Origin of the sequence: Geothrix alkalitolerans, assembly GCF_022808885.1 — a bacterium.
In the GTDB taxonomy this organism is placed as follows: Bacteria; Acidobacteriota; Holophagae; order Holophagales; family Holophagaceae; genus Geothrix; species Geothrix alkalitolerans.
Genome location: NZ_JAKZLE010000001.1, coordinates 139,702 through 160,765 on the forward strand (window position 1 = coordinate 139,702; position 21,064 = coordinate 160,765).

Below are 21,064 nucleotides of genomic sequence, written 5' to 3' on the forward strand. Positions count from 1 at the left end.
TGTGAAGACCCTCCGCCTGATGACGGCCACGGCCCTGATCGCCTACCTCCTGGTGGGCGGAATGGCCTGCGTCGGCCCCACATCGAGCGACGCCAGCCGCTACCCGGTGGACACCACCACCATCGCCATCGGCCAGCAATTGGAGAGCGCCCCCGGCTGGTACCGGGACGCGGTGGTCTACCACATCTGGGTGAAGGCCTTCGCCGATGGCGCCTACCAGGACGGCATCGGCGACCTTCCCGGCCTCCAGGGCAAGCTGGACTACCTCCAGTCCCTGGGGGTGAACACCCTGTGGCTGTCGCCGATCTTCGAGTGCGGCTACAAGGGCGATAACATGCACGGGTACGACACGACGGACTACTACGCCGTGAACGACCGCTTCGGCACCCGCGCGGACCTCAAGGCCCTCATCGAGGCGGTGCACGCAAAGGGGATGCGGATCCTCTTCGACTTCGTGCCCAACCACACCTCCACGAAGCACCCCTGGTTCACGAACGCGGCCACCCGGGACAGCTGGTATGTCTGGAACTCCGGGCAACCCGCCGGCTGGGGCCTGCCCTGGGGCGGGGGGACCCCGCAGGACGTGTGGAAATCCGGCGCCTCGGGCTATTTCTACACCTCCTTCGCCACGGACACCCTGGCGGACCTGAACTTCTACAACCCGGCCGTCCAGGCCGAGATGCGGAAGGTCCAGGCCTTCTGGCTGGACCGCGGCTTCGACGGCATGCGCGTGGACGCCGTGCGCTACCTCTGCGAGACCGGCCCCGGCCAGCAGGCGGACCAGCCCGACACCCACACCCGGCTGCAGGCCTTCCGCGCGCTGCTGGACGAGTACGACAGTGGCGACCTCCATCCCCATCCGGGCAACGATCCTTTGAAACACAGCAGCAAGGCCATGATCGCCGAGGCCTGGACCAACGACGCCTCGGGCGTCACGCCCTACTACGGCAACGGCACAAACGAGTTCCACATGTGCCTGGATTTCAGCGCGCCCTGGGCTGTCTACAACACCATCAACCGAGGGGATGCCACACAGCTGACCTCCCTCTGGGAGTACGAGCAGCGCACCTACCCGGCGGGCTACCGCTCGGCCACCTTCGACTCGAACCACGACAACCTGATTTCCCGCCCCGGCACCCAGTACGGCGGCGACCGGGGCCGAATCATCCTGGCCGAGGCCCTGAACCTCCTGTCCCCCGGCACCCCCATCCTCTACTACGGCAACGAAGTGGGCATGACCGGCAAGGCTGGCGCGGACATCAACCTCCGCCAGCCCATGGACTGGGCGGCCGTCGCGACCCAGACGGGCCAGCCCGACTCCATCCTCAGCTGGTGCAAGTACCTCATCCAGGCCCGGAATACCTACCCGGCCCTGCGCGGCGGCTACGCGACCCTTGCCACCGACGTGGGCACCGGCAAGGCGCTGGCCTACCTGCGCGACGCGGGTACCGAGCGGGTGCTGGTGGTGGCGAACCTCACGGGATCGCCCCAGACCGTCACCGTGTCCGGGCTGACAGCCCTCGGCGCGCCCTCCGGGGGGCCCGTCCAGGCCATTCTCGGCGACCTGAAGGGGGCCACCGCCCTCAGCGGTGACACCTACACCGCCGCCAGCCTGCCCCCCTTCGGGATTCGCGTGCTCTACGTGGCGGGCACGGGCTTCCAGGGAACCCTTCACGGCGACCTGAACTGACCTTGCCTCCCGGGCCCTGCGGCCCTATCCATCTGGCTCCACCCGTCTCATCCGGAATCCCCATGGCCGACCTCCAGTTCAAAGCCCTCCGCAAGTCCTTCGGGGACATCGAGATCCTCCACGGGATCGACCTCGGCATCACCGACGGGGAGTTCGTCGTGTTCGTGGGGCCCTCGGGCTGCGGAAAGTCCACACTCCTGCGCTGCATCGCGGGCCTGGAGGAGATCACCAGCGGCGAGCTCTACATCGGGGGCCAGCTGGTGAACGAGGTGCCCCCCTCCAAGCGCGGCATCGCCATGGTGTTCCAGAGCTACGCGCTCTACCCCCACATGACCGTGGCCGAGAACATGGCCTTCGGCCTCAAGCTCGCCGGGCGTCCGAAACCGGAGATCGCGGAGGCCGTCCAGCGGGCCGCCCAGATCCTCCAGATCGAACCCCTGCTCGATCGCCGTCCGAAGGCGCTGTCGGGGGGACAGCGCCAGCGGGTGGCGATCGGCAGGGCCATCGTTCGGAAGCCTGGCGTCTTCCTCTTTGACGAACCCCTCTCCAACCTGGACGCCGGCCTGCGCGTGCAGATGCGAGTCGAGCTGGCCCGCCTGCACAAGGACCTGGCCACCACCATGGTCTACGTCACCCACGACCAGGTGGAGGCCATGACGCTGGCCGATCGCATCGTGGTCATCAACGAGGGCCGCATCGAGCAGGTGGGCACGCCGCTGGAGCTCTACCGCCGCCCCGCCAACCGCTTCGTGGCCGGCTTCATCGGCTCGCCCAAGATGAATTTCCTTCCCTGCACGCTGGTCTCCGCGACGGAGGGGCTGGCCACGGTGCGGCTGGAGGACGGCACCCAGGTGACCGCGCAGGTCGACGCCCGGGGCCAAGCCGAAGGCGCGGCGCTCACCTTGGCCATCCGCCCGGAGCGTCTCCTGGCCGAGACCGCCTCAGGCGAAGGCACGGCCCGCACATCCGTCATCGTGTCCGAGCACCTGGGCGACACCGTCTTCCTGTACGTCCATGTCCCCGGCGGCCAGGGCCAGCTCACGGTGAAGGCCCTGCCCGAGACCCCCCTCCGGACCGGCGACGAGACCCACCTCCGTTTCCCGGCCAAGCACTGCCACCTGTTCGGCCCGGATGGCCGGGCCTGTACCCGCCTCATCTAGCGTTCTCATCCACCGGACCTTCCGGCCCAACCCAAGGAGACTGTCGTGAGTCATCCATCCACCCTCCGCAAACTGGCGGCCACCACCGCCACCCTGCTCGTCGCCGGCGCCCTCACCGTGGCCCAGGCCGCCGAGAAGGGCAAGCTCCTCATCTGGATCAACGGCGACAAGGGCTACAACGGCCTCCAGAAGGTGGGCGACGAATTCACCAAGAAGACGGGCGTGAAGGTCGTTGTCGAGCATCCCGAGGACGCCCCCGGCAAGTTCCAGGCGGCCGCCGAAGAGGGCAAGGGGCCCGACATCTGGATCTGGGCCCATGACCGCGTGGGCGAGTGGGCCGACAGCGGCGTCATCAACGCCGTGACCCCCGGCAAGAAGATCAAGGAGCAGATCGACGCGAAGGCCTGGCAGGCCTTCACCATCAAGGGCAAGGTGTGGGCCTACCCCGTGGCCATCGAGGCGGTCTCCCTCATCTACAACAAGAACCTGATCAAGACGCCGCCCAAGACCTTCGAGGAGATCTTCGCCCTCGACAAGAAGTTCGCGGCCCAGGGCAAGAAGGCCATCCTCTGGGACTACACGAACACCTACTTCACCATGCCCATGCTGGCGGCCAACGGCGGCTACGCCTTCAAAATGAACGCCGACGGCACCTATGACCAGAAGGACACCGGCGTGAACAACGCGGGAGCCGTCATCGGCGCCGAGCTGCTCACGAAGATGGTGAAGGAGGGCGTGATGCCCAAGGGCGCCACCTATGCCGACATGGAAGCCCAGATGGCCCAGGGCAAGCTCGCCATGATGATCAGCGGCCCCTGGGCCTGGGACAACCTCAAGAAGGCCAAGATCAACTTCGGCGTGGCCAAGCTCCCCAGCGTGGCCGGCAAGCCCGCCAAGCCCTTCGTGGGCTACATGGGCGCCATGATCACCAAGGCCGCCTCCTCCGCCGGGAACGTGGACATCGCCCGCGAGTTCATCGAGAACAACATGCTGACGCTGAAGGGGCTCGAGACCATCAACGCCGACGTGGCCATCGGCGCTCCGGCCAACAAGGCCGCCTACGCCAAGATGAAGAACGATCCCTTCATCCAGGTCTCCATGGCCAGCGCCACCGATGGCGTCGTCATGCCGAACAATCCCCGCATGGGCCGCTTCTGGGCCGCGATGGTCTCCGCCCTGAACAACATGACCGAAGGCCGCCAGACCCCGAAGGAAGCCCTGGACGCCGCCGCCAAGCGGATCCTCAAGTAGCCGTTCCTCCCGGCGCGGGGCGGGCCTCCGGGTCCGCCCCGCTAGCCGGGGCCCTCTTCCCGATTCGGATCCACCCATGCCCATGCCGCCGGTTCTCAAACGCCTCCTGCCGCCCCTCCTGATGGTCCTCCTGGGACTGGCCGGGCTGTACGTCGTCACCGTGGTCTACGCCACGGGCGAGACCCTACTGGCAGGCGTCATGCTCGTGACCCTGGTCTGTTTCGTGTGGATCTACACCTCGAAGAAGACCTACGCGTACCGCTACCTCTTCCCGGGCATCGGCGCGGCGCTGATCTTCGTCGTCTTCCCGATGCTCTACACCATCCGCATCGGCTTCACCAACTACAGCTCCACGAACCTCCTGACCTTCAAGCGGGCCACCCAGTACCTGCTGGAGGAGACCTATCGGGCCGAGGGCGCCACCTACACCTCCGAGCTCCATGCCGACGGCAATCACTGGAGGTTCCGCCTGGAGGACGCAGACAGCGGCGCCACCTTCGCGACGGAGCCCTTCGCCCTGGGCGCCGAGGGGACGCACCTCACGCTGAAGGCCCAGCCTGCTACTGGGCCGCTTCCCGGCGACGAGATGCCCCTCAAGGACCTGATCGACCGCCAGCCCTTCCTCAAGGGCATCACCGTGCTCATGCCTGACGGCGGCCAGGTGCGCATGACCGGCCTGCGGGAGTTCGCCCCCAGCCGGCCCCAGTTCACCCGCAACGCCGACGGCAGCCTCACGAACAACGAGACCCATGACGTCCTCCGGCCCAACTTCAAGACGGGGTTCTACGAGACCACTGGTGGCGAGTCGGTGACGCCGGGCTTCCAGGTGGACATCGGCTGGAAGAACTACGTCGACATCTTCACGGACACCTCCCTGCGCGAACCGCTGTGGCGGATCTTCACCTGGACCATCGTCTTCTCCACCCTGACGGTGGTGTTCTGCACCGCACTCGGCATGGTGCTGGCCGTGCTGCTGAGCTGGGAGAACCTGCGGTTCCGGGGCGTGTACCGGCTGCTGCTCTTCCTGCCCTACGCGGTGCCGGGCTTCATCTCGATTCTCGTGTTCAAGGGGCTCTTCAACAACAACTTCGGCGAGATCAACCTGGTGCTGAACGGCCTCTTCGGCATCAAGCCCACGTGGTTCTCGGATCCCTTCCTGGCCAAGACGATGATCCTCATCGTCAACACCTGGCTGGGCTTCCCCTACATGATGGTGGTCTGCATGGGCCTCATCAAGGCGATCCCCCAGGACCTCTACGAGGCCTCGGCGGTGGCGGGCGCGGGGCCGATCACCAACTTCTTCAGGATCACGATGCCGCTGATCCTCAAGCCCCTGACGCCGCTGCTCATCTCCTCCTTCGCCTTCAACTTCAACAACTTCGTGCTCATCAGCCTCCTGACGGGCGGGCTGCCGGACTTCCTCAACACCTCCACGCCGGCGGGCACCACGGACATCCTCGTGTCCTACACCTACCGCATGGCCTTCCAGGACTCGGGCCAGAAGTTCGGCCTGGGCGCCGCCATCTCCACGGTGGTGTTCCTGATGGTGGCCGTGATCTCGATGATCCAGATCCGGTCCACCCGCATCGCCGAAGACACCAAGCGCTGAAAGGAGACGCCATGGCCATCGTCATCGACAAATCCCAGCGCTGGCGCGTCGTCGCCGCCCACCTCTTCCTGATCTGCCTCTGCGCCCTGGTCATCTTTCCGCTGCTGATGGTGGTCTCCATCTCGCTCCGCCCCGGGAACTTCGCCACGGGGAGCCTGATCCCCACGACCATCAGCCTCGAACACTGGCGCTTCGCCCTGGGTCTCCCCGTGACCAACGCGGATGGCCAAGTGATCATCCCCGACCTGCCCGTGCTGCGCTGGCTGTGGAACTCCGTGAAGGTGGCCACCCTCTCGGCCACCACGGCGGTGCTGCTCTCCACCACCGCCGCCTACGCGTTCTCCCGGATGAAATTCGGAGGGAAGAAGGCTTCGCTCGTGGGGCTGATGCTGATGCAGATGTTCCCCACGATCTTGGCCCTCATCGCCATCCACGCCATCTTCTCCCGCCTCGGGCACACCTTCCCCGCCTTCGGCATCGACAGCCCCTGGGCCCTGGTGCTGGCCTATTCCGGTGGCATCGCCCTGCACATCTGGACCATCAAGGGCTTCTACGAGACCATCCCCGCCGAGATCGAGGAGGCCGCCACCGTGGACGGCGCCACCCCCTGGCAGGCGTTCTGGCGGGTGCTCCTGCCCATGGCCCTGCCCATCATCATGGTCATCTTCCTGCTGGCCTTCATCAGCGCGGTGAACGAGTACCCGGTGGCCTCCATCCTACTGCGCAGCCAGGACCAGCTCACCATGGCCGCGGGCATGAAGCAGTTCCTTTACCAGCAGAGGTACCTCTGGGGCGATTTCGCGGCCGCGGCCATCCTTTCCGGCCTGCCCATCGCCGTCGTCTTTATTCTCGTCCAGCGCTGGATGATCTCCGGCCTCACGGCCGGCGCCAACAAGGGCTGATCCGTTTCCCCCCCCAACCCGAGGGCCGAGCCCTCCCTTCCCCCAAGGAGTCACGCATGAGCCTCCGCACGACCTTCCTCAAGGCGATCGCCGTGATCGCCCTGATCATCACCCCCGCCCTCGCTGCGCCGCCCGAGGGCAAGATCCAGATCAACTACCACCGCTGCGACGGCAAGTACGAGCGCTGGGGCGTGCACCTCTGGAAGAGCCCCAACATGCCCCTGCCCGACATCGAGTGGCCCAACCCCATGATGCCCACCGGGAAGACCGACTTCGGCGTCTTCTGGCAGGTGGACCTGGAGGAGTTCAACACCGGCTCCAGGTCCCAGGTGAACTACATCATCCACAAAGGCGACATCAAGGAGCAGGGCGCCAAGGACATGGCCTTCGACGGCCGCGCCCACAAGGAGATCTGGGTGATCAACGGCGACCGCACCATCTACTTCTCCAAGGAAGAGGCCCTGAAGGACCACGACTGCACGAAGGACAAGAAGTAAATGAATGCCCCGGCGCCAGGGCCGGGCTGCGTCCGGCCCTGGCTGCCCTTGAACTCTGATGAGATGCCCATGACCAACCCTCTCCGCTCCTCCGCTGCCGTCCGCGCCCTCCTCGTGGCAGGCGGCCTCGCCGCGGCCTGGCTGCCCTCGCGGGCCCAGGCTCCGATGCCGGCTCCAGGGCAGGCTCCGGCGGCCGTCCCCGGCACCTTCGCCGAGAACCCCATCGTCTATTTCGTGATGACGGACCGTTTCGTCAACGGGGATCCTTCCAACGACCACGCTTACGGCCGCCAGCGAGAGATGAATCCCAAGGACGACGTGGGCACCTGGCACGGGGGCGACTTCAAGGGCCTCACCCAGAAGCTCAAGGAGGGCTGGTTCAAGGAGCTGGGCGTGAACGCCCTCTGGATCACCGCGCCGTACGAGCAGATCCACGGCTGGGTGCAGGGCGGCCAGCGGGAGTTCAAGCACTACGGCTACCACGGCTACTGGGCCCTGGACTACACGGTGATCGACCAGAATCTGGGCACGGCGGCAGACCTCCGCGACCTGGTGGACACGGCCCACGCCCAGGGCATCCGCGTGCTCTTCGACGTGGTGATGAACCACCCCGGCTACCTCGACCTCCAGACCGCCAAGGACCTGAAGGTGGACGTCCTGTGGGACGGCTGGGAGAAGGATCCGAATCTGCTGCGGAACTACCACAACTACATCGACTACAACTCCTTCAAGTTCGGCGATTGGTGGGGCCGGCCCTGGGTGAGGGCCGGACTGCCCGGCTACATTGACGGTGGCCGCAACGACCTTACGATGCAGCTGGCCTTCCTGCCGGACTTCCGGACCGAGAGCCCCGACTTCGTGAAGCTCCCGAAGTTCCTGAAGGAGAAGGCGGACACGAAGGCGGCGGACCTCCCCAACACCACCGTGCGCGGCTACCTCGTCAAGTGGCTCACGGACTGGGTGCGCGAGTACGGCGTCGACGGCTTCCGCTGCGACACCGTGAAGCATGTGGAGCCCGAGGCCTGGGCCGCCCTCAAGGCCGAGGCCGTGAAGGCCCTGGCGGAGTTCAAGGCCAAGAACCCCACCCGCAAGATCGACGACGCCCCCTTCTGGATGGTGGGCGAGTACTGGGGCGCCGGGCCCGAGAAGCACAAGCTGACGAGCTTCGGCTTCGACGCCATGATCAACTTCGACTTCCAGCAGGAGGACGGCGCCTTCGCCAGGCCCGAGAAGCTCTTCCGGGGCTATGCCCAGGCCCAGGCCGGCAAGCCCGTCCACATGCTGAACTACCTCTCGTCCCACGATACGGAGCTCTTCGACCGCACGCGGCTCATCGAGGGCGGCACGGCTCTCCTGCTGGCGCCTGGCGGCGTGCAGATCTTCTACGGCGACGAGACCGCCCGGCCGGAGGGGCCCATGCCCCGCACGGACAAGCAGCAAGCCACGCGCTCGGACATGAACTGGGGCAAGGTGGATCCGAAGGTTCTCGCCCACTGGCGCAAGCTCGGCACCTTCAGGGCCCGTCACCGGGCCCTGGCCACCGGCGAACACAGGCAGCTCGGCGACGCTCCCTACACCTTCAGCCGCGTCGAAGCGGCCAGCGGCGACCGCGTGGTGGTGGCCCTGGGCGCCAAGGGCCAGGTGAGTGTCCCCGTGGCCGGCGTGTTCCAGGACGGCGAGACCCTGCAGGACGCCTACACCGGACGCACGGCCACGGTGGCGGCCGGAAAGGTCGCGCTGGAGACCGACGGCGTCGTGCTGCTGGAGCGGGTGCAGGGCAAGGCCCATTGAATTTGACCTTCGCGCCGTTCGGCATGAATGGCGCGCTGAACATCGCACAAATCGGGAACGAAGGAGCCTGCATGACCACCAAGAAGCTGCCCCGGGTCGCGTACTTCTGCATGGAGTACGCCCTCGAGAGCTCGTTCAAGATCTACTCCGGCGGCCTGGGCATCCTCGCCGGCGACTACCTGAAGGGCGTGAAGGACCACGGCTATCCCATGGTGGGCATCGGCATCCGCTGGAAGCAGGGCTACGGCGAGCAGATGGTGGATCCCGCGACGGGCCGCGTGTATGACGCCTACAAGAACGCCAGTCACGAGTTCCTGGAGGACACCGGCGTCACCGTCGAGGTGGAGATCAAGGCCCGGCCGGTGAAGATCAAGGTCTGGCGGGTGAACAGCTATGGCGTGGATTCCCTCTACCTTCTGGACACCGACATCGAGGAGAACGACGGCGAGGCGCGCTGGATCACGGGCCAGCTCTACGGCTGGTTCGGCGAGGAGCGGGTGGCCCAGGAGATGGTGCTGGGCATCGGCGGCGTTCGCGCCCTCCAGGCCCTCCGCATCAAGCCCGATGTCTACCACTTCAACGAGGGCCACGCCCTGTTCGCGGGCTTCGAGCTGATCCACCAGCGCATGGCGAAGGGCGCCACCTTCGAGGCCGCCTGGGCGAAGACCCGCGAGGAGGTCGTCTTCACCACCCACACGCCCATCGTCCAGGGGAACGAGTCCCATCCCATCGACCGCTTCCTGTACCTGGGCGCCAACCTCGGCATGACGAAGGCCCAGCTCAAGCAGCTCGGCGGCAGCCCCTTCAACATGACGGTGGGGGCGCTGCGCCTGTCGCGCATCTCCAACGCCGTGGCCGACCTGCACCGCGTCACCTCCAACCAGATGTGGAAGCACATTGAGGGGCGCAGCGAGATCATCGGCATCACCAACGCCATCCACCGCCCCACCTGGGTGGACCATCGGATGCTGGAGCTTGGGGCCGGCTACGATGGCACGAAGAAGGCCAAGGACGCGCTCTGGAAGACGCACCTGGACAACAAGAAGAAGCTCATCGCTTTCGTGGAGGCCCGCACGGGCGTGAAGCTCGATGCGGAGAAGCTGCTCATCGGCTTCTCCCGCCGCGCCGCGCCCTACAAGCGCTCGAACTTCATCTTCACCGACCGCAAGTTCATCGAACCCCTGCTCAAGAGCGGCCGCCTCCAGATCGTCTTCTCCGGCAAGGCTCATCCCCTGGACGACAACGGGAAGCGCATCGTCGAAAACATCCTGGAGATGACCCGGAAATACCCCGGCAGCGTCGTGTTCCTGGAAAACTACGACATGGAGATCGGCCGCATGCTCACCCGCGGCTCCGACGTGTGGCTCAACAACCCGCGCCGGCCCAAAGAGGCCTCGGGCACCTCCGGCATGAAGGCCGCCATGAACGGGGTCCTGAACCTGTCGATCCTGGATGGATGGTGGCCCGAGGCCTGCGAACACGGCGTGAACGGCTGGCAGTTCGGCGACGGGTTCGAGAGCGAGGACGAGGCGGTGCTGGACAAGCACGACTTCAAGGCCTTCAAGAAGGTGCTGGCCGACGAGGTGCTGCCCGCCTACTACGATCGCCACGACGCCTGGGTGGACATGATGGCCGCCTCGATCCGGAGCACCCGTGACGCCTTCGGCGTCGAACGCATGCTCGATGAGTACTACAGCCGGATGTACAAGCGGGCCACCCGCTAGCTCCTCCGCAGGAGGTCCCATGTCCCGAACGGCCCTGTCCCTCCTGACCGCCAGCCTGGTCCTCATGCTCGCCTGCGGGGGTGGAGGCGGTGGGGGCGGTGGCACGGGCCCCTCCAACCCCAGCGCCTCCGCCTTGGATGCGGATCCGAACGCCACGCCGGCCCCTGACGCCAGCTACTACAAGGTGCCCAGCACCGCCCTCGGCCCCGTCTTCCGCGCCGGGACCGTGACCTTCTCCTACTGGAACCCCAACGCAGGGAGCGTGAGCCTCTGCCTCTACGCCCACTGGAACGACGCCCTGAACGCCCCTGCGGCGACCGTGGTCATGACCCGTGGGTCCGGCGGCGTCTGGAGCACCGGAGCCATCGCGCCTCCCGTTCAGAGCTTCTACGTCTTCAAGGTGGGCAGCGAGTACGTGCTGGACCCCTACGCCAAGTCCATGGCCCAGTGGGTGCGTACGCCCAGCGCCTCCATCCCCGGCGACAGCATCGGGAAGGGCGCGATCGTCGATCCCACCGCGATCGGTCCGGATGGTGGCTGGACGCCCTATGCGGGCGCCTCCTACTACTTCGATGGATCCGCCATGAGGGGGCCGGATGGCGCCAGCGCCCCCTACGCCTACGCCTCGAACCGGGACGCCATCATCTACGAGGCCGGCGTGCGCGACCTCACAGTGGACCCGAACCTCAGCGGCTTCGTCGCCGGGAATACCTGGGGCACGTTCAAGGGGCTCGTGGACTTGCTGCCTCACATCCAGAAACTGGGCGTCACCCACGTGCAGCTGCTCTGCCCGCTGGAGAACTACACCTACGATCAGACGAAGGTCGGCACCCGGGAGCTGGACATTACCAGGACCTCCGGCGCCAACTACAACTGGGGCTACGATCCGCAGAACTACTTCACCCCCACGGGCATGTACTCGGCGACACCAGACGATCCCGCCGCCCGCATCAACGAGCTGAAGACGCTGGTCAATGAGATCCACAAGCAGGGCATGGGCGTCATCCTGGACGTGGTCTACAACCACACGGCCAACAACGCCGTGCTGGGCGATACCGGCATCCAGGGCTACTACTACCGCAGCACCAGCCGCAACGGGGCCGGCAGCCAGGACGTGCGCTCCGAGGCCAAGATGGCGCGGAAGCTCATCGTGGACTCGGTCGCCTACTGGGTGCGGGAGTACAAGGTGGACGGGTTCCGCTTCGACCTCATGGGGGTGCTGGACACCCAGACGGTGAAGGCCGCCTACGCCGCGGCCACCTCCTACAACCCGAAGACCCTCTTCATCGGGGAGGGCTGGAACGGCTTCTACAGCGGGCCGGCCACGGACTACAACGGCGACGCCACCGCGGGCGCAGACCAGGGGAACTCCGCCCAGTTCCTCGGCCAGAACGTCGCCATGTTCTCCGACAGCTACCGCCAGGTGCTCAAGAACGGCTATCCCAACGACGGCCAGCCCGCCTTCCTCACGGGCGTCTCCCAGTCGGTGGCCGCCCTGTTCTCCAACATCGCCGGCGTGCCCACCAACACCAGCCCCGCCTTCGCGCCCGGCTCCACGGACAACGTGGCCAGCTACCTCACCTGCCACGACAACCTCTGCCTCTACGACGTGCTGGCCATGGCCACCGCCTCGCCCAAAACCGCCGCGGGCGACGCCGTACTCCTCAAACGGGCCCGGGTGGGCTATGCCGCGCTGCTCACCTCCCAGGGGCTCGCGTTCATCCACGCCGGGGACGAGATGTTCCGGACGAAGGAGACCACGGGGCTGTACGCCAACACCAAGTCGAACGGCGGCCGCTACTTCGTGGACAACTCGTACAACGCCTCCGACGCCATCAACCTGGTGGCCTGGTCCCGGGTGTACACGAACGGCAATCCCCTGGCCGGCGGTTTCACCAACTACGATACGACCCAGAACGGCACCCAGCTCTACCGCTACGTCCAGGGCCTCATCGTCCTGAGAAAAAGCACCAACGCCTTCCGCCTGCCCGACGCCGTGCGTTCTGCGAACCTGACCAGCCTTCCAGCCGGCGCCGGTACCAGCGCCCTGGCCTTCGGCTACAAGGCCGTGTCCTCGGACGGCACCGGCACCTACTACGTCTTCCACAATGCCGACACCACCGCGAAGACCTTCTCGGCGGACATCGACCTCACCACGGCCACCCTGGTCGCCGATGGCGCGACCGCCGGCACCGCGGCGATCTCCACGCCTACCGGCGTGGCCGTCAGCGGCACCACGGTGACGTTGGATCCGCTGACCTCGGCCATCTTCAGGAAATAGTCAGGGGGCTACTTCAACTCCATGAAGGTGGCCTCCACTTTCCGGTGGCCCGGAAAGCCGGGCAGGGGACGGCTGGTGCGCTTCGCGAGTCGCCCGTCGAAGACGTAGGGCCGCAGGACCGCCTTCGGATCCTTGGGGGCGAAGTAGAGCACCGCAGACTGGTGGTGGAGGGCCTGGGCCGTGAGGTAGCCCACCAGGGCGTGCTCGGCGGAGTGGTAGCCGCTCTTCCACTGGTGGATCTTGGGACCCTCCCAGGGCTCGAATTCAGGTCCGCCAGCCCCGCCCCACACCTCGTGGTGCACGGGGTCCACCATGCGGCGGAACCAGAAGTCCGTGGTGCGGGGCAGGGGCGCGGCTTGGGCGGGATCGCGCAGGGCCAGGGTCTCCGCCAGCTGGTCCAGCTCGGCGTAGATCCACCATTCCTTGCCCGGGTCCACGCTGCCGTCGCGGTGCAGGCGGGAGCCCCAGGTCCCGGAGTCCGGCAGGTAGGCCTGCTTCAGCACCGTCTTGGCGCCGGTGGTGGCGAGGTCCACCAGGGCCTGGTCGTGCGTGAGCCGGCCGATGCGCTCCAGCATCCAGTAGGCCTTGGCCGTGTGGCCGAAGTCCGTGTGGCGGGAGCCCAGCTTTTTCTGGGCGGGGTCGTGGATCGTGCCCCAGAACAGGTGCCGGTCGGCCTCGTGGTAGTCCTTCACCATCACGTCTGCCAGGCGCTTCAGGTCGGCGGCCCAGGCCCGGCGCTCCTTGGCGGGCAGAAGGGGCGTCATGAGCAGCAGGTAGGCGTTCACCTGGTCCAGCTGGGCCACCAGCTCCTGGCGGAGCTGGTTCTTGTCCGCGTCCTCCTTCACCACCCAGCGCAGGGCCTGCCAGTCGGGATTCCAGTACTGAGTGAAGATGTGCGCCTTCAGGCGCCGGATGTCCGCCAGCACCGCCTCGTCGCGGGTGAGGTACCAGTACATCGCCATGCCCAGCTCCGCGTAGGCCAGGTCCTGGCTGGTGCGGGCCAGCACCTCGGGCTTCGGCTCGCCCTTCTCGAACCAGGAGACGGCGCTGCCGGTGGCGGGATCCAGCGCCTTGGACCGGATGAAGGCCACGCCATCCCGGGCCAGCTCGAGCATCTTGGGATCGCCGGTCAGGTGGTAGGCCACACCATAGAGGTAAGTCTGGCGGGACTTCATGCGGACGTACTCGCGGCCGAACTCGGCCCGGATCCAGCCCGGCGCGTCCGCCAGCTCGGCGGGCGGCTTGGCCCAGTCCACGGCCTTGCCGTCGTTGCCCCGGAAGGTGGGGAAGTCGCCCAGGGGTGAGCCCCACGCGTCGGGGATGTTCCAGAAGGGCAGCAGGTCCTCGCGGAAGTGCCGCAGCCAGCGTTCGCCCGTGGGCAGGTCGGCCGGGGCCTGAGCTTGGACCTGGGCCTGGGATACCGGGGCCGGCTGCGCCCGGGCTGGCAGCCCGGGGGCGAAGAGCAGAAGGCTCGCGAACAGCACGAGGGGCTTGGACATGGGAACTCCGCCGGGGGAACCGGACCAGGATACCGGTGATCCGGCGGCCCGGATCCCGCGCCTACTTCCCGATCACCCGCACCATCTCCAGAAGCTTGCTGGAGTAGCCCCACTCGTTGTCGTACCAGGCCACCAGCTTGACGAAGGTGCCGTCCAGGGCCATGCCGGCATCGGCGTCGAAGACCGCGGTGCAGCTCTCGCCGCGGAAGTCCGTGGAGACCACCTTCCGGTCCGTGTAGCCGAGGATCCCCTTCATGGGGCCCTCGGAGGCGGCCTTCATGGCGGCGCAGATGGCTTCGTACGTGGTCTCCGTCTTCAGTTCGGCGGTCAGGTCCACCACGGAGACGTCGGAGGTGGGCACGCGGAAGGACACGCCCGTGAGCTTCTTGTTCAGCTCGGGGATCACCTTGCCCACGGCCTTCGCCGCGCCGGTGCTGCTGGGGATGATGTTCTCGAGGATGCCGCGGCCGCCGCGCCAGTCGCGGTGGCTGAGGCCGTCCACGGTGCGCTGGGAGGCCGTGGCGGCATGCACGGTGGTCATGAGGCCGCGCTTGATGCCGAAGGTGTCGTTCAGCACCTTGGCCAGGGGCGCCAGGCAGTTGGTGGTGCAGGAGGCGTTGGAGACGATGGCCTGGCCCGCGTAGGTCTCGTGGTTCACGCCGTAGACGAACATGGGCGTGGCGTCCTTGCTGGGAGCCGAGAGGACGACCTTCTTCGCTCCGGCCGCCAGGTGCTTCGAGGCCAGCTCCTCGGTGAGGAAGAGGCCCGTGGATTCCACCACCACGTCCACGCCCGCCTCGTTCCAGCGGAGCGCCGCCGGGTCCTTCTCGGCGGTGAGGCGGATCTTCCGGCCGTCCACCACCAGGTGGCCGTCCTCGAGGGAGATCTTGCCCCGGAAACGGCCGTGCACCGAGTCGTAGCGCAGCAGGTAGCCGAGGTAGTCGGGCTCCAGCAGGTCGTTGATGGCCACCACCTCCAGGTCCGGGAAGTCCTGCGCGGCGGCGCGGAACACCATGCGGCCGATGCGGCCGAATCCGTTGATGCCGATCTTGAGGGTCATGAAATCTCCTGAGGGGAAGGTCAGCGGAGCGCGGCGGCCTCGCGGGCCAGCCGGGTGACGGCGGCCCAGTCGCCGGCGTCCATGAGGGCTTTCGGGGCGAGCCAGGAGCCGCCCACGCAAACCACGTTGGGCTGCGCGAGGTAGGCGCCGGCGGTGGCGGGGCTGATGCCGCCGGTGGGGCAGAAGGCGAGGTCACGGAAGGGACCGGCCAGGGCCTTGAGCATGGGGATGCCGCCCGCCGGCTCGGCGGGGAAGAGCTTGAGGAAGCGGAAGCCCGCGTCCACGGCGGCCATCACCTCCGTGGGCGTCATGACGCCCGGCAGCAGGGGCAGCCCCGAGCCGGCCGCGGCCTCCAGCAGGGGACGGCTGAGGCCGGGGCTCACGGCGAAGGCCGCGCCCGCCTCGGCCACCTGCCGCAGCGCCTCGGGCGTGGTCACGGTGCCGGCGCCCACGTGGGCCCGGGGGAAGGCCTGGCGGATCTGTCGGATGGCCTCCAGCGCCACGGGGGTGCGCAGGGTGACCTCCAGGGTGGGGATGCCGCCTTCCAGCAGGGCCGCGGCCAGGGGCAGGGCCTGCTCCAGGCGGTCCAGGGCGATGACGGGCATCACCGGCGCGGCACGGAGGATCGTTTCGAGGGAGGTCGTCATGGCCGGCTCCGGTCGAAGGCCTCGCCGAAGGAGGTGGCCCCGGCCTCGGCCTCGGTGGCGTGGGCCCGGAAGAGCCCGAACAGCTCGCGGCCCGTGCCGTGGTCGTGGCGGGCCGGGGGCGAGGCCAGGGGGCGCGCGGCCCAGTCGGCGGGGTCCACCTTCACCTCCAGCCGTCCATGCTCAGCATCCAGCTCGATGAGGTCGCCGTCGCGCACCTTCGCCAGGGGGCCGCTGGCCAGGGCCTCGGGCGAGACGTGGATGGCCGCGGGCACCCGGCCCGAGGCGCCGGACATGCGGCCGTCGGTGACCAGGGCCACGTGGAGGCCCTGGTCCTGGAGGTTGGCCAGGGTGGGGGTCAGCTGGTGGAGCTCGGGCATGCCGTTGGCCCGGGGGCCCTGGAAGCGCACCACGGCCACGAGGTCGCCGGTGAGGCTCCCGGCCTTGTAGGCGGCCTGAAGGGCCTCCTGGCTGTCGAAGACCCGGGCGGGGGCCACCACGTGGCGGTGCTCGGGCTTCACGGCCGAGACCTTGATGACCGAGCGGCCCAGGTTGCCCGTGAGCAGGCGCAGGCCGCCGTTGGGATCGAAGGGCCGCGCCATGGGTCGCAGCACGGACTCGTCGCCGCTCTCGGCGGGCACGTCGCGCCAGACCAGCTCGCCGGCCTCCAGCGCCGGGGCCTGGGTGTAGGGCCGCAGGCCCGGTCCGGCCACGGTCAGCACATCGCCGTGCAGCAGGCCCGCGTCCAGGAGCTCGCGGATCAGGAAGCCCATGCCCCCCGCGCGGTGGAAGGCGTTCACGTCCGCCTGGCCGTTGGGGTAGGCCCGCACCAGCAGCGGCACATGGGTGGACAGCTCGTCGAAGTCGGTCCAGTCGATGAGAATGCCCGCGGCGCGGGCGATGGCCACCAGGTGCAGGGTGTGGTTGGTGGAGCCGCCCGTGGTCAGCAGGCCCACCATGCCGTTCACGATGGCGCGCTCGTCGATCACCAAACCCAGGGGCGTGTACTCGGAGCCGCCTTCCACCAGGGCCGCGGCGCGCACGGCAGCACGGCGCGTGAGCGCCTCCCGCAGGGGCGTGCCCGTGGGCACGAAGGAGGCGCCCGGCAGGTGCAGGCCCATGACCTCCATGAGCATCTGGTTGCTGTTGGCGGTGCCGTAGAAGGTGCAGGTGCCGGGAGCCCAGTAGGCAGCGCCTTCAGCCGCCAGCAGCTCCTCCCGCGTGGCCTTCCCGGCCTGGTAGCGCTGGCGGACCTTCGACTTCTCCTCGTTGGAGAGGCCGCTGGGCATGGGACCGCCGGGCACGAAGACCACGGGCAGGTGCCCGAACTGGAGGGCCCCGATGAGCAGGCCCGGCACGATCTTGTCGCAGACGCCCAGGCAGAGCGCCGCGTCGAACACGTTGTGGGAGAGCGCCACGGCCGTGGCCATGGCGATGACGTCCCGGGAGAAGAGGGACAGCTCCATGCCCGGCTGCCCCTGGGTGATGCCGTCGCACATGGCGGGCACCCCGCCGGCCACCTGGGCCGTGGCGCCCGCGGCGCGGGCAGCCTCCTTGATCCAGGCGGGGAAGGCCCCCAGGGGCTGGTGGGCCGAGAGCATGTCGTTGTAGGCGGTGACGATGCCCAGATTCGGTTCGAGACCCTCCTTCAGCGCGGCCTTGTCGGCGCCGGCGGCGGCGAAGGTGTGGGCCAGGTTGGCGCAAGAGACGTCGCAGCGATGGGGACGAGCCGCCCCGGCCTCCCGCAGCTGGGCCAGATAGGCCTCCCGGCCGGCGCGGCTGCGCTGGCGGATGCGATCCGTGAGGGTGGAGACGTGGGCGTTCAGAGCCATGGGGAGGTTCCTTCCCGGAGTCCCGGTGGGTCGGGTGTCTGTAACATTATTACTTTCTGTAAGCGGTTGCATGAAAAAAAGTCGTAGTATTTCTACATCCGGAGATCCCATGAGACCCCTGCCCGATTTCGACATGGTGCTGTTCGGCGGGACCGGCGACCTGGCCATGCGCAAGCTGCTGCCCGCGCTCTACCAGCAGGTGAAGGCGGGCACGGTGGGCCCCGGCTCCCGCATCCTCGCCGCCGCGCGCCGCGCGCTCACCCGCGAGGCCTTCCTGGAACTGGCGGAGACCACCTGCAAACCCTTCCTGGGCGCGGACTACGACGTCGCCACCTGGGCCGCCTTCGCGGAGCGCATCAGCTACTTCCCCATGGACGTCCAGTCCGAGGACAGCTATGGACCGCTGGGCGCGGCGCTGGGCCAGCATCCGGACCGCATCCGCGTCTTCTACTACTCCACCTCGCCGGACTTCTTCGCGGCCATCTCCGCCCACCTGGGCGGCGCGGGCCTCATCTCGCCGCACTCCCGCGTGGTGGTGGAGAAGCCCCTGGGCCACGACCTGGAGTCCTCGCGGGAGATCAACGACGCCGTGGGCCGGCACTTCACCGAGCGCCAGATCTTCCGCATCGACCACTACCTGGGCAAGGAGCCCGTGCAGAACCTGCTGGCGCTGCGCTTCGCCAACGTGCTCTTCGAGCCGCTCTGGCGGCGGGAGTGGGTGCAGGACGTGCAGATCACGGTGGCCGAGCAGCTGGGCGTGGAGGGTCGGGGCGACTTCTACGAAGGAACCGGGGCCCTGCGGGACATGCTGCAGAACCACCTGCTCCAGCTCCTCTGCATCGTGGCCATGGAGCCGCCCACGGCCAGCGATCCCGACGCAGTGCGCGACGAGAAGCTCAAGGTGCTGCGCTCCCTGCGCGCCTTCACCCCCCAGGATGTGGCCGCCAAGACCGTGCGGGGCCAGTACAAGGCCGGCGCCGTGGCGGGGCGGCCCGTCGCCGGCTACGTGGAGGAGCCGGGCGTGGCCCCGGAGAGCCGAACCGAGACCTTCGTGGCCGCCAAGGCGGAGATCGACACCTGGCGCTGGGCCGGGGTGCCCTTCTTCCTCCGCACCGGCAAGCGCATGCCCGAGAAGCTGGCGGAGATCGTCATCAACTTCCGCCAGGTGCCCCACTTCATCTTCGGCGAGGCCTCCCACGGCACCCGGGCGAACCGCCTCGTCATCCGCATGCAGCCGGACGAGAGCATGCGCCTCTACCTGGTGGCCAAGCAGCCCGGCGACGCCATGGCCCTCCATCCGGTGAACCTCAACCTCGACTTCGCCGAGTCCTTCCGCGCCCGGCGCCTGGAGGCCTACGAGCGGCTGCTGCTGGACGCCATCCGAGGGCGGCTCACCCTCTTCGTCCGCCGCGACGAGCAGGAGGCGGCCTGGCGCTGGGTGGAGCCCATCCTCGACAGCTGGGCCGCCAGCGAGGACCGGCCCAAGTCCTACACCGCCGGGAGCTGGGGCCCCGCGGCCTCCAGTGCCCTGCTCTCGCGGGACGGCCTGGCCTGGTCCGAGGAGGACTAGGTGTGTGTTCTCAGAGAGTTCTCTGACCAGGCCACGCTCGTCGCGGCCCTGGCCCAGGATGTGGCGCGGCGGCTGAAGGAGGAGCTCGCGCGTCAGGATCGAACGGTGCTCGTGGTCTCTGGTGGTCGCAGCCCCGTGCCCCTCTTCCAGGCCCTGGCCAGGCAGGTTCTCCCCTGGGAGCGTGTGACGGTCACGCTGGCCGACGAGCGGTGGGTGCCAGCGGAACATCCCGACAGCAATGAGGCCCTGGTGCGGGCCCACCTCCTGCAGGGCGCCGCCGCCGCGGCCAGGATGGCGCCCCTGTTCACGGGGGCCCTTACTCCGGAGCAAGGCGCTCCCGCCGTCTGCGCGGCCCTCGCGGAGCTGCCCCGGCCCTTCTGTCGGGTGATTCTCGGCATGGGCGAGGACGGGCACATCGCCTCGCTGTTCCCGGGGGCCGCGGAGCTGGCCGAAGGCCTGACCACGGAGGCCGCGGCCCTGGCCCTGCATCCCCCTCGCGCGCCCCATCCGCGCCTCAGCCTCTCCCTGCGCGCCCTGCTGGACACCCGCGACCTCGTGCTGATGATCTCCGGTCCCGCCAAGCGCCGCGTGTTGGAGCAGGCCCTGGAGGAGGGCCCTGTGGAAGATCTGCCGGTGCGTGCCATCCTGCGCCAGACCGCGGTGCCGGTCTCGGTATGCTGGGCGCCATGAGCCTCCTGACCCGCATCCAGGCCCTCCTGCCCGAGCTGCCGCCCTCGGAGCGGCGCGTGGCGGACCTGGTGCTCAACCATCCGGTGGAGGTGGTCTCCGCCCCCATCTCGCGGATCGCCGCCCTGGCCGACGTGAGCCAGCCCACGGTCATCCGGTTCTGCCGCCGCCTCAAGTTCCCGGGCCTGCCTGGCTTCAAGCTGAAGCTGGCGGGGGATCTGGGCGCCGGCATCCCCTTCGTCCACGACCGCCTGGCGGCCGGCGACGGCATGGACCGCCTGATCTCGAAGGTGTTCGACAGCGCCCTGGCGGGCCTGGCCCGGGGCCGGGACGCCCTGCGGCCCGAGCAGCTCGCCCGGGTCGTGGAGGCCCTCGACCGCGCCAGCCGCATTGAGTGCTACGGCCTGGGCAATTCTGGCGTTACGGCCCAGGACGCCCAGATGAAGCTGTTCCGCATGGGGACGCCCACGGTGGTGTGCACGGATTCCCAGATGCAGCGCGTCGCCGCGGCCCTGCTGCCCGCCGACGCGGTGGTGCTGGCCATCTCCAACTCGGGGCGCACCCGGAGCCTGCTAGAGGTCGTCGCCCTGGCGCGGCACTCCGGGGCCACGGTCATCGCCCTTACGCGCTCGGGCACACCCCTGGCGGAGGCCGCGAACCTGCTGCTGCCCGCGGACGTGCAGGAGAACCCCGAGGTCTACGCGCCCATGGTGGCCCGGCTCGTCCACCTGGCCATCATCGACGTGCTCACCGTGGCCCTGGCCCTGCGCAAGGGACCCGCGGCCATCACGCGGATGGAGGCCGCCAAGGTCTCCCTCCAATCGACCCGGGAGCCCCGCTAGGCGTCCTTCGCTATGCTTCCGGAAC

16 protein-coding genes are annotated in these 21,064 nt (G+C 68.3%); 12 read left to right on the top strand and 4 right to left on the bottom strand.

The genetic code is table 11. The features are described from left to right. Nucleotide 1 precedes the first annotated feature (1 nt). From MLJ35_RS00630 to MLJ35_RS00670, 9 genes are all read left to right on the top strand, one after another. The gene (locus MLJ35_RS00630; RefSeq protein ID WP_243382135.1) at nucleotides 2–1,690 is read left to right on the top strand and encodes an alpha-amylase family glycosyl hydrolase; all 1,689 of its coding nucleotides are present in this window, start codon (nucleotides 2–4) and stop codon (nucleotides 1,688–1,690) included. Between the two features lie 62 nt (nucleotides 1,691–1,752). Next, on the top strand, nucleotides 1,753–2,850 hold the full coding sequence (locus MLJ35_RS00635) for an ABC transporter ATP-binding protein (RefSeq protein ID WP_243382137.1): 1,098 nt from the start codon (nucleotides 1,753–1,755) through the stop codon (nucleotides 2,848–2,850). Nucleotides 2,851–2,895: 45 nt separating this feature from the next. Further along, nucleotides 2,896–4,101 carry a maltose/maltodextrin ABC transporter substrate-binding protein MalE gene (gene malE, locus MLJ35_RS00640; protein ID WP_243382139.1) on the top strand — a complete coding sequence of 402 codons (1,206 nt, stop codon included), beginning with the start codon at nucleotides 2,896–2,898 and terminating at the stop codon, nucleotides 4,099–4,101. Between the two features lie 76 nt (nucleotides 4,102–4,177). After that, complete coding sequence (gene malF / locus MLJ35_RS00645; RefSeq protein WP_243382141.1) at nucleotides 4,178–5,710, top strand: maltose ABC transporter permease MalF; 1,533 nt, start codon at nucleotides 4,178–4,180, stop codon at nucleotides 5,708–5,710. An 11-nt stretch (nucleotides 5,711–5,721) separates the two neighbouring features. Continuing rightward, nucleotides 5,722–6,612, top strand: coding sequence for a maltose ABC transporter permease MalG (malG, locus tag MLJ35_RS00650; protein ID WP_243382143.1), 891 nt, complete (start codon nucleotides 5,722–5,724; stop codon nucleotides 6,610–6,612). A gap of 56 nt (nucleotides 6,613–6,668) precedes the next feature. Further along, nucleotides 6,669–7,109 (top strand): pullulanase-associated domain-containing protein, encoded by a 441-nt coding sequence (locus MLJ35_RS00655; RefSeq protein WP_243382145.1) that lies wholly within the window; start codon nucleotides 6,669–6,671, stop codon nucleotides 7,107–7,109. Nucleotides 7,110–7,178: 69 nt separating this feature from the next. Continuing rightward, nucleotides 7,179–8,900: an alpha-amylase family glycosyl hydrolase gene (locus MLJ35_RS00660; RefSeq protein ID WP_243382147.1), complete on the top strand. Its 1,722-nt coding sequence runs from the start codon at nucleotides 7,179–7,181 to the stop codon at nucleotides 8,898–8,900. A gap of 71 nt (nucleotides 8,901–8,971) precedes the next feature. Next, a complete protein-coding gene (glgP, locus tag MLJ35_RS00665; RefSeq protein ID WP_243382149.1) occupies nucleotides 8,972–10,624 on the top strand; it encodes an alpha-glucan family phosphorylase in 1,653 nt (550 codons plus the stop codon). A 19-nt stretch (nucleotides 10,625–10,643) separates the two neighbouring features. After that, nucleotides 10,644–12,905 carry an alpha-amylase family glycosyl hydrolase gene (locus tag MLJ35_RS00670; RefSeq protein ID WP_243382152.1) on the top strand — a complete coding sequence of 754 codons (2,262 nt, stop codon included), beginning with the start codon at nucleotides 10,644–10,646 and terminating at the stop codon, nucleotides 12,903–12,905. 8 nt (nucleotides 12,906–12,913) lie between these two features. Here MLJ35_RS00670 and MLJ35_RS00675 read toward each other — a convergent pair whose 3' ends face one another. The 4 genes from MLJ35_RS00675 to edd form a co-directional block, all read right to left on the bottom strand. Further along, nucleotides 12,914–14,404 (bottom strand): AGE family epimerase/isomerase, encoded by a 1,491-nt coding sequence (locus MLJ35_RS00675; RefSeq protein WP_243382155.1) that lies wholly within the window; start codon nucleotides 14,402–14,404, stop codon nucleotides 12,914–12,916. 61 nt (nucleotides 14,405–14,465) lie between these two features. Continuing rightward, a complete protein-coding gene (gap, locus tag MLJ35_RS00680) occupies nucleotides 14,466–15,464 on the bottom strand; it encodes a type I glyceraldehyde-3-phosphate dehydrogenase (protein WP_243382158.1) in 999 nt (332 codons plus the stop codon). A gap of 20 nt (nucleotides 15,465–15,484) precedes the next feature. Then, nucleotides 15,485–16,111, bottom strand: coding sequence for a bifunctional 4-hydroxy-2-oxoglutarate aldolase/2-dehydro-3-deoxy-phosphogluconate aldolase (locus tag MLJ35_RS00685; protein ID WP_243382160.1), 627 nt, complete (start codon nucleotides 16,109–16,111; stop codon nucleotides 15,485–15,487). After that, nucleotides 16,108–17,940 carry a phosphogluconate dehydratase gene (edd, locus tag MLJ35_RS00690; protein ID WP_243382163.1) on the bottom strand — a complete coding sequence of 611 codons (1,833 nt, stop codon included), beginning with the start codon at nucleotides 17,938–17,940 and terminating at the stop codon, nucleotides 16,108–16,110. The genes MLJ35_RS00685 and edd overlap by 4 nt, the downstream gene beginning before the upstream one ends. Before the next feature lie 109 nt (nucleotides 17,941–18,049). Between edd and zwf the strand changes: the two genes are divergently transcribed. Genes zwf through MLJ35_RS00705 form a run of 3 tightly spaced genes read left to right on the top strand, consistent with a single transcriptional unit; the run spans nucleotide 18,050 to nucleotide 21,039 of the window. Next, the gene (zwf, locus tag MLJ35_RS00695; protein ID WP_243382167.1) at nucleotides 18,050–19,510 is read left to right on the top strand and encodes a glucose-6-phosphate dehydrogenase; all 1,461 of its coding nucleotides are present in this window, start codon (nucleotides 18,050–18,052) and stop codon (nucleotides 19,508–19,510) included. Beyond that, complete coding sequence (pgl, locus tag MLJ35_RS00700; protein WP_243382169.1) at nucleotides 19,511–20,200, top strand: 6-phosphogluconolactonase; 690 nt, start codon at nucleotides 19,511–19,513, stop codon at nucleotides 20,198–20,200. It abuts the gene before it with no gap. Next, nucleotides 20,197–21,039 carry an SIS domain-containing protein gene (locus MLJ35_RS00705; protein WP_243382170.1) on the top strand — a complete coding sequence of 281 codons (843 nt, stop codon included), beginning with the start codon at nucleotides 20,197–20,199 and terminating at the stop codon, nucleotides 21,037–21,039. Before pgl ends, MLJ35_RS00705 begins: the two co-directional genes overlap by 4 nt. The last annotated feature ends 25 nt before the right edge of the window (nucleotides 21,040–21,064 follow it).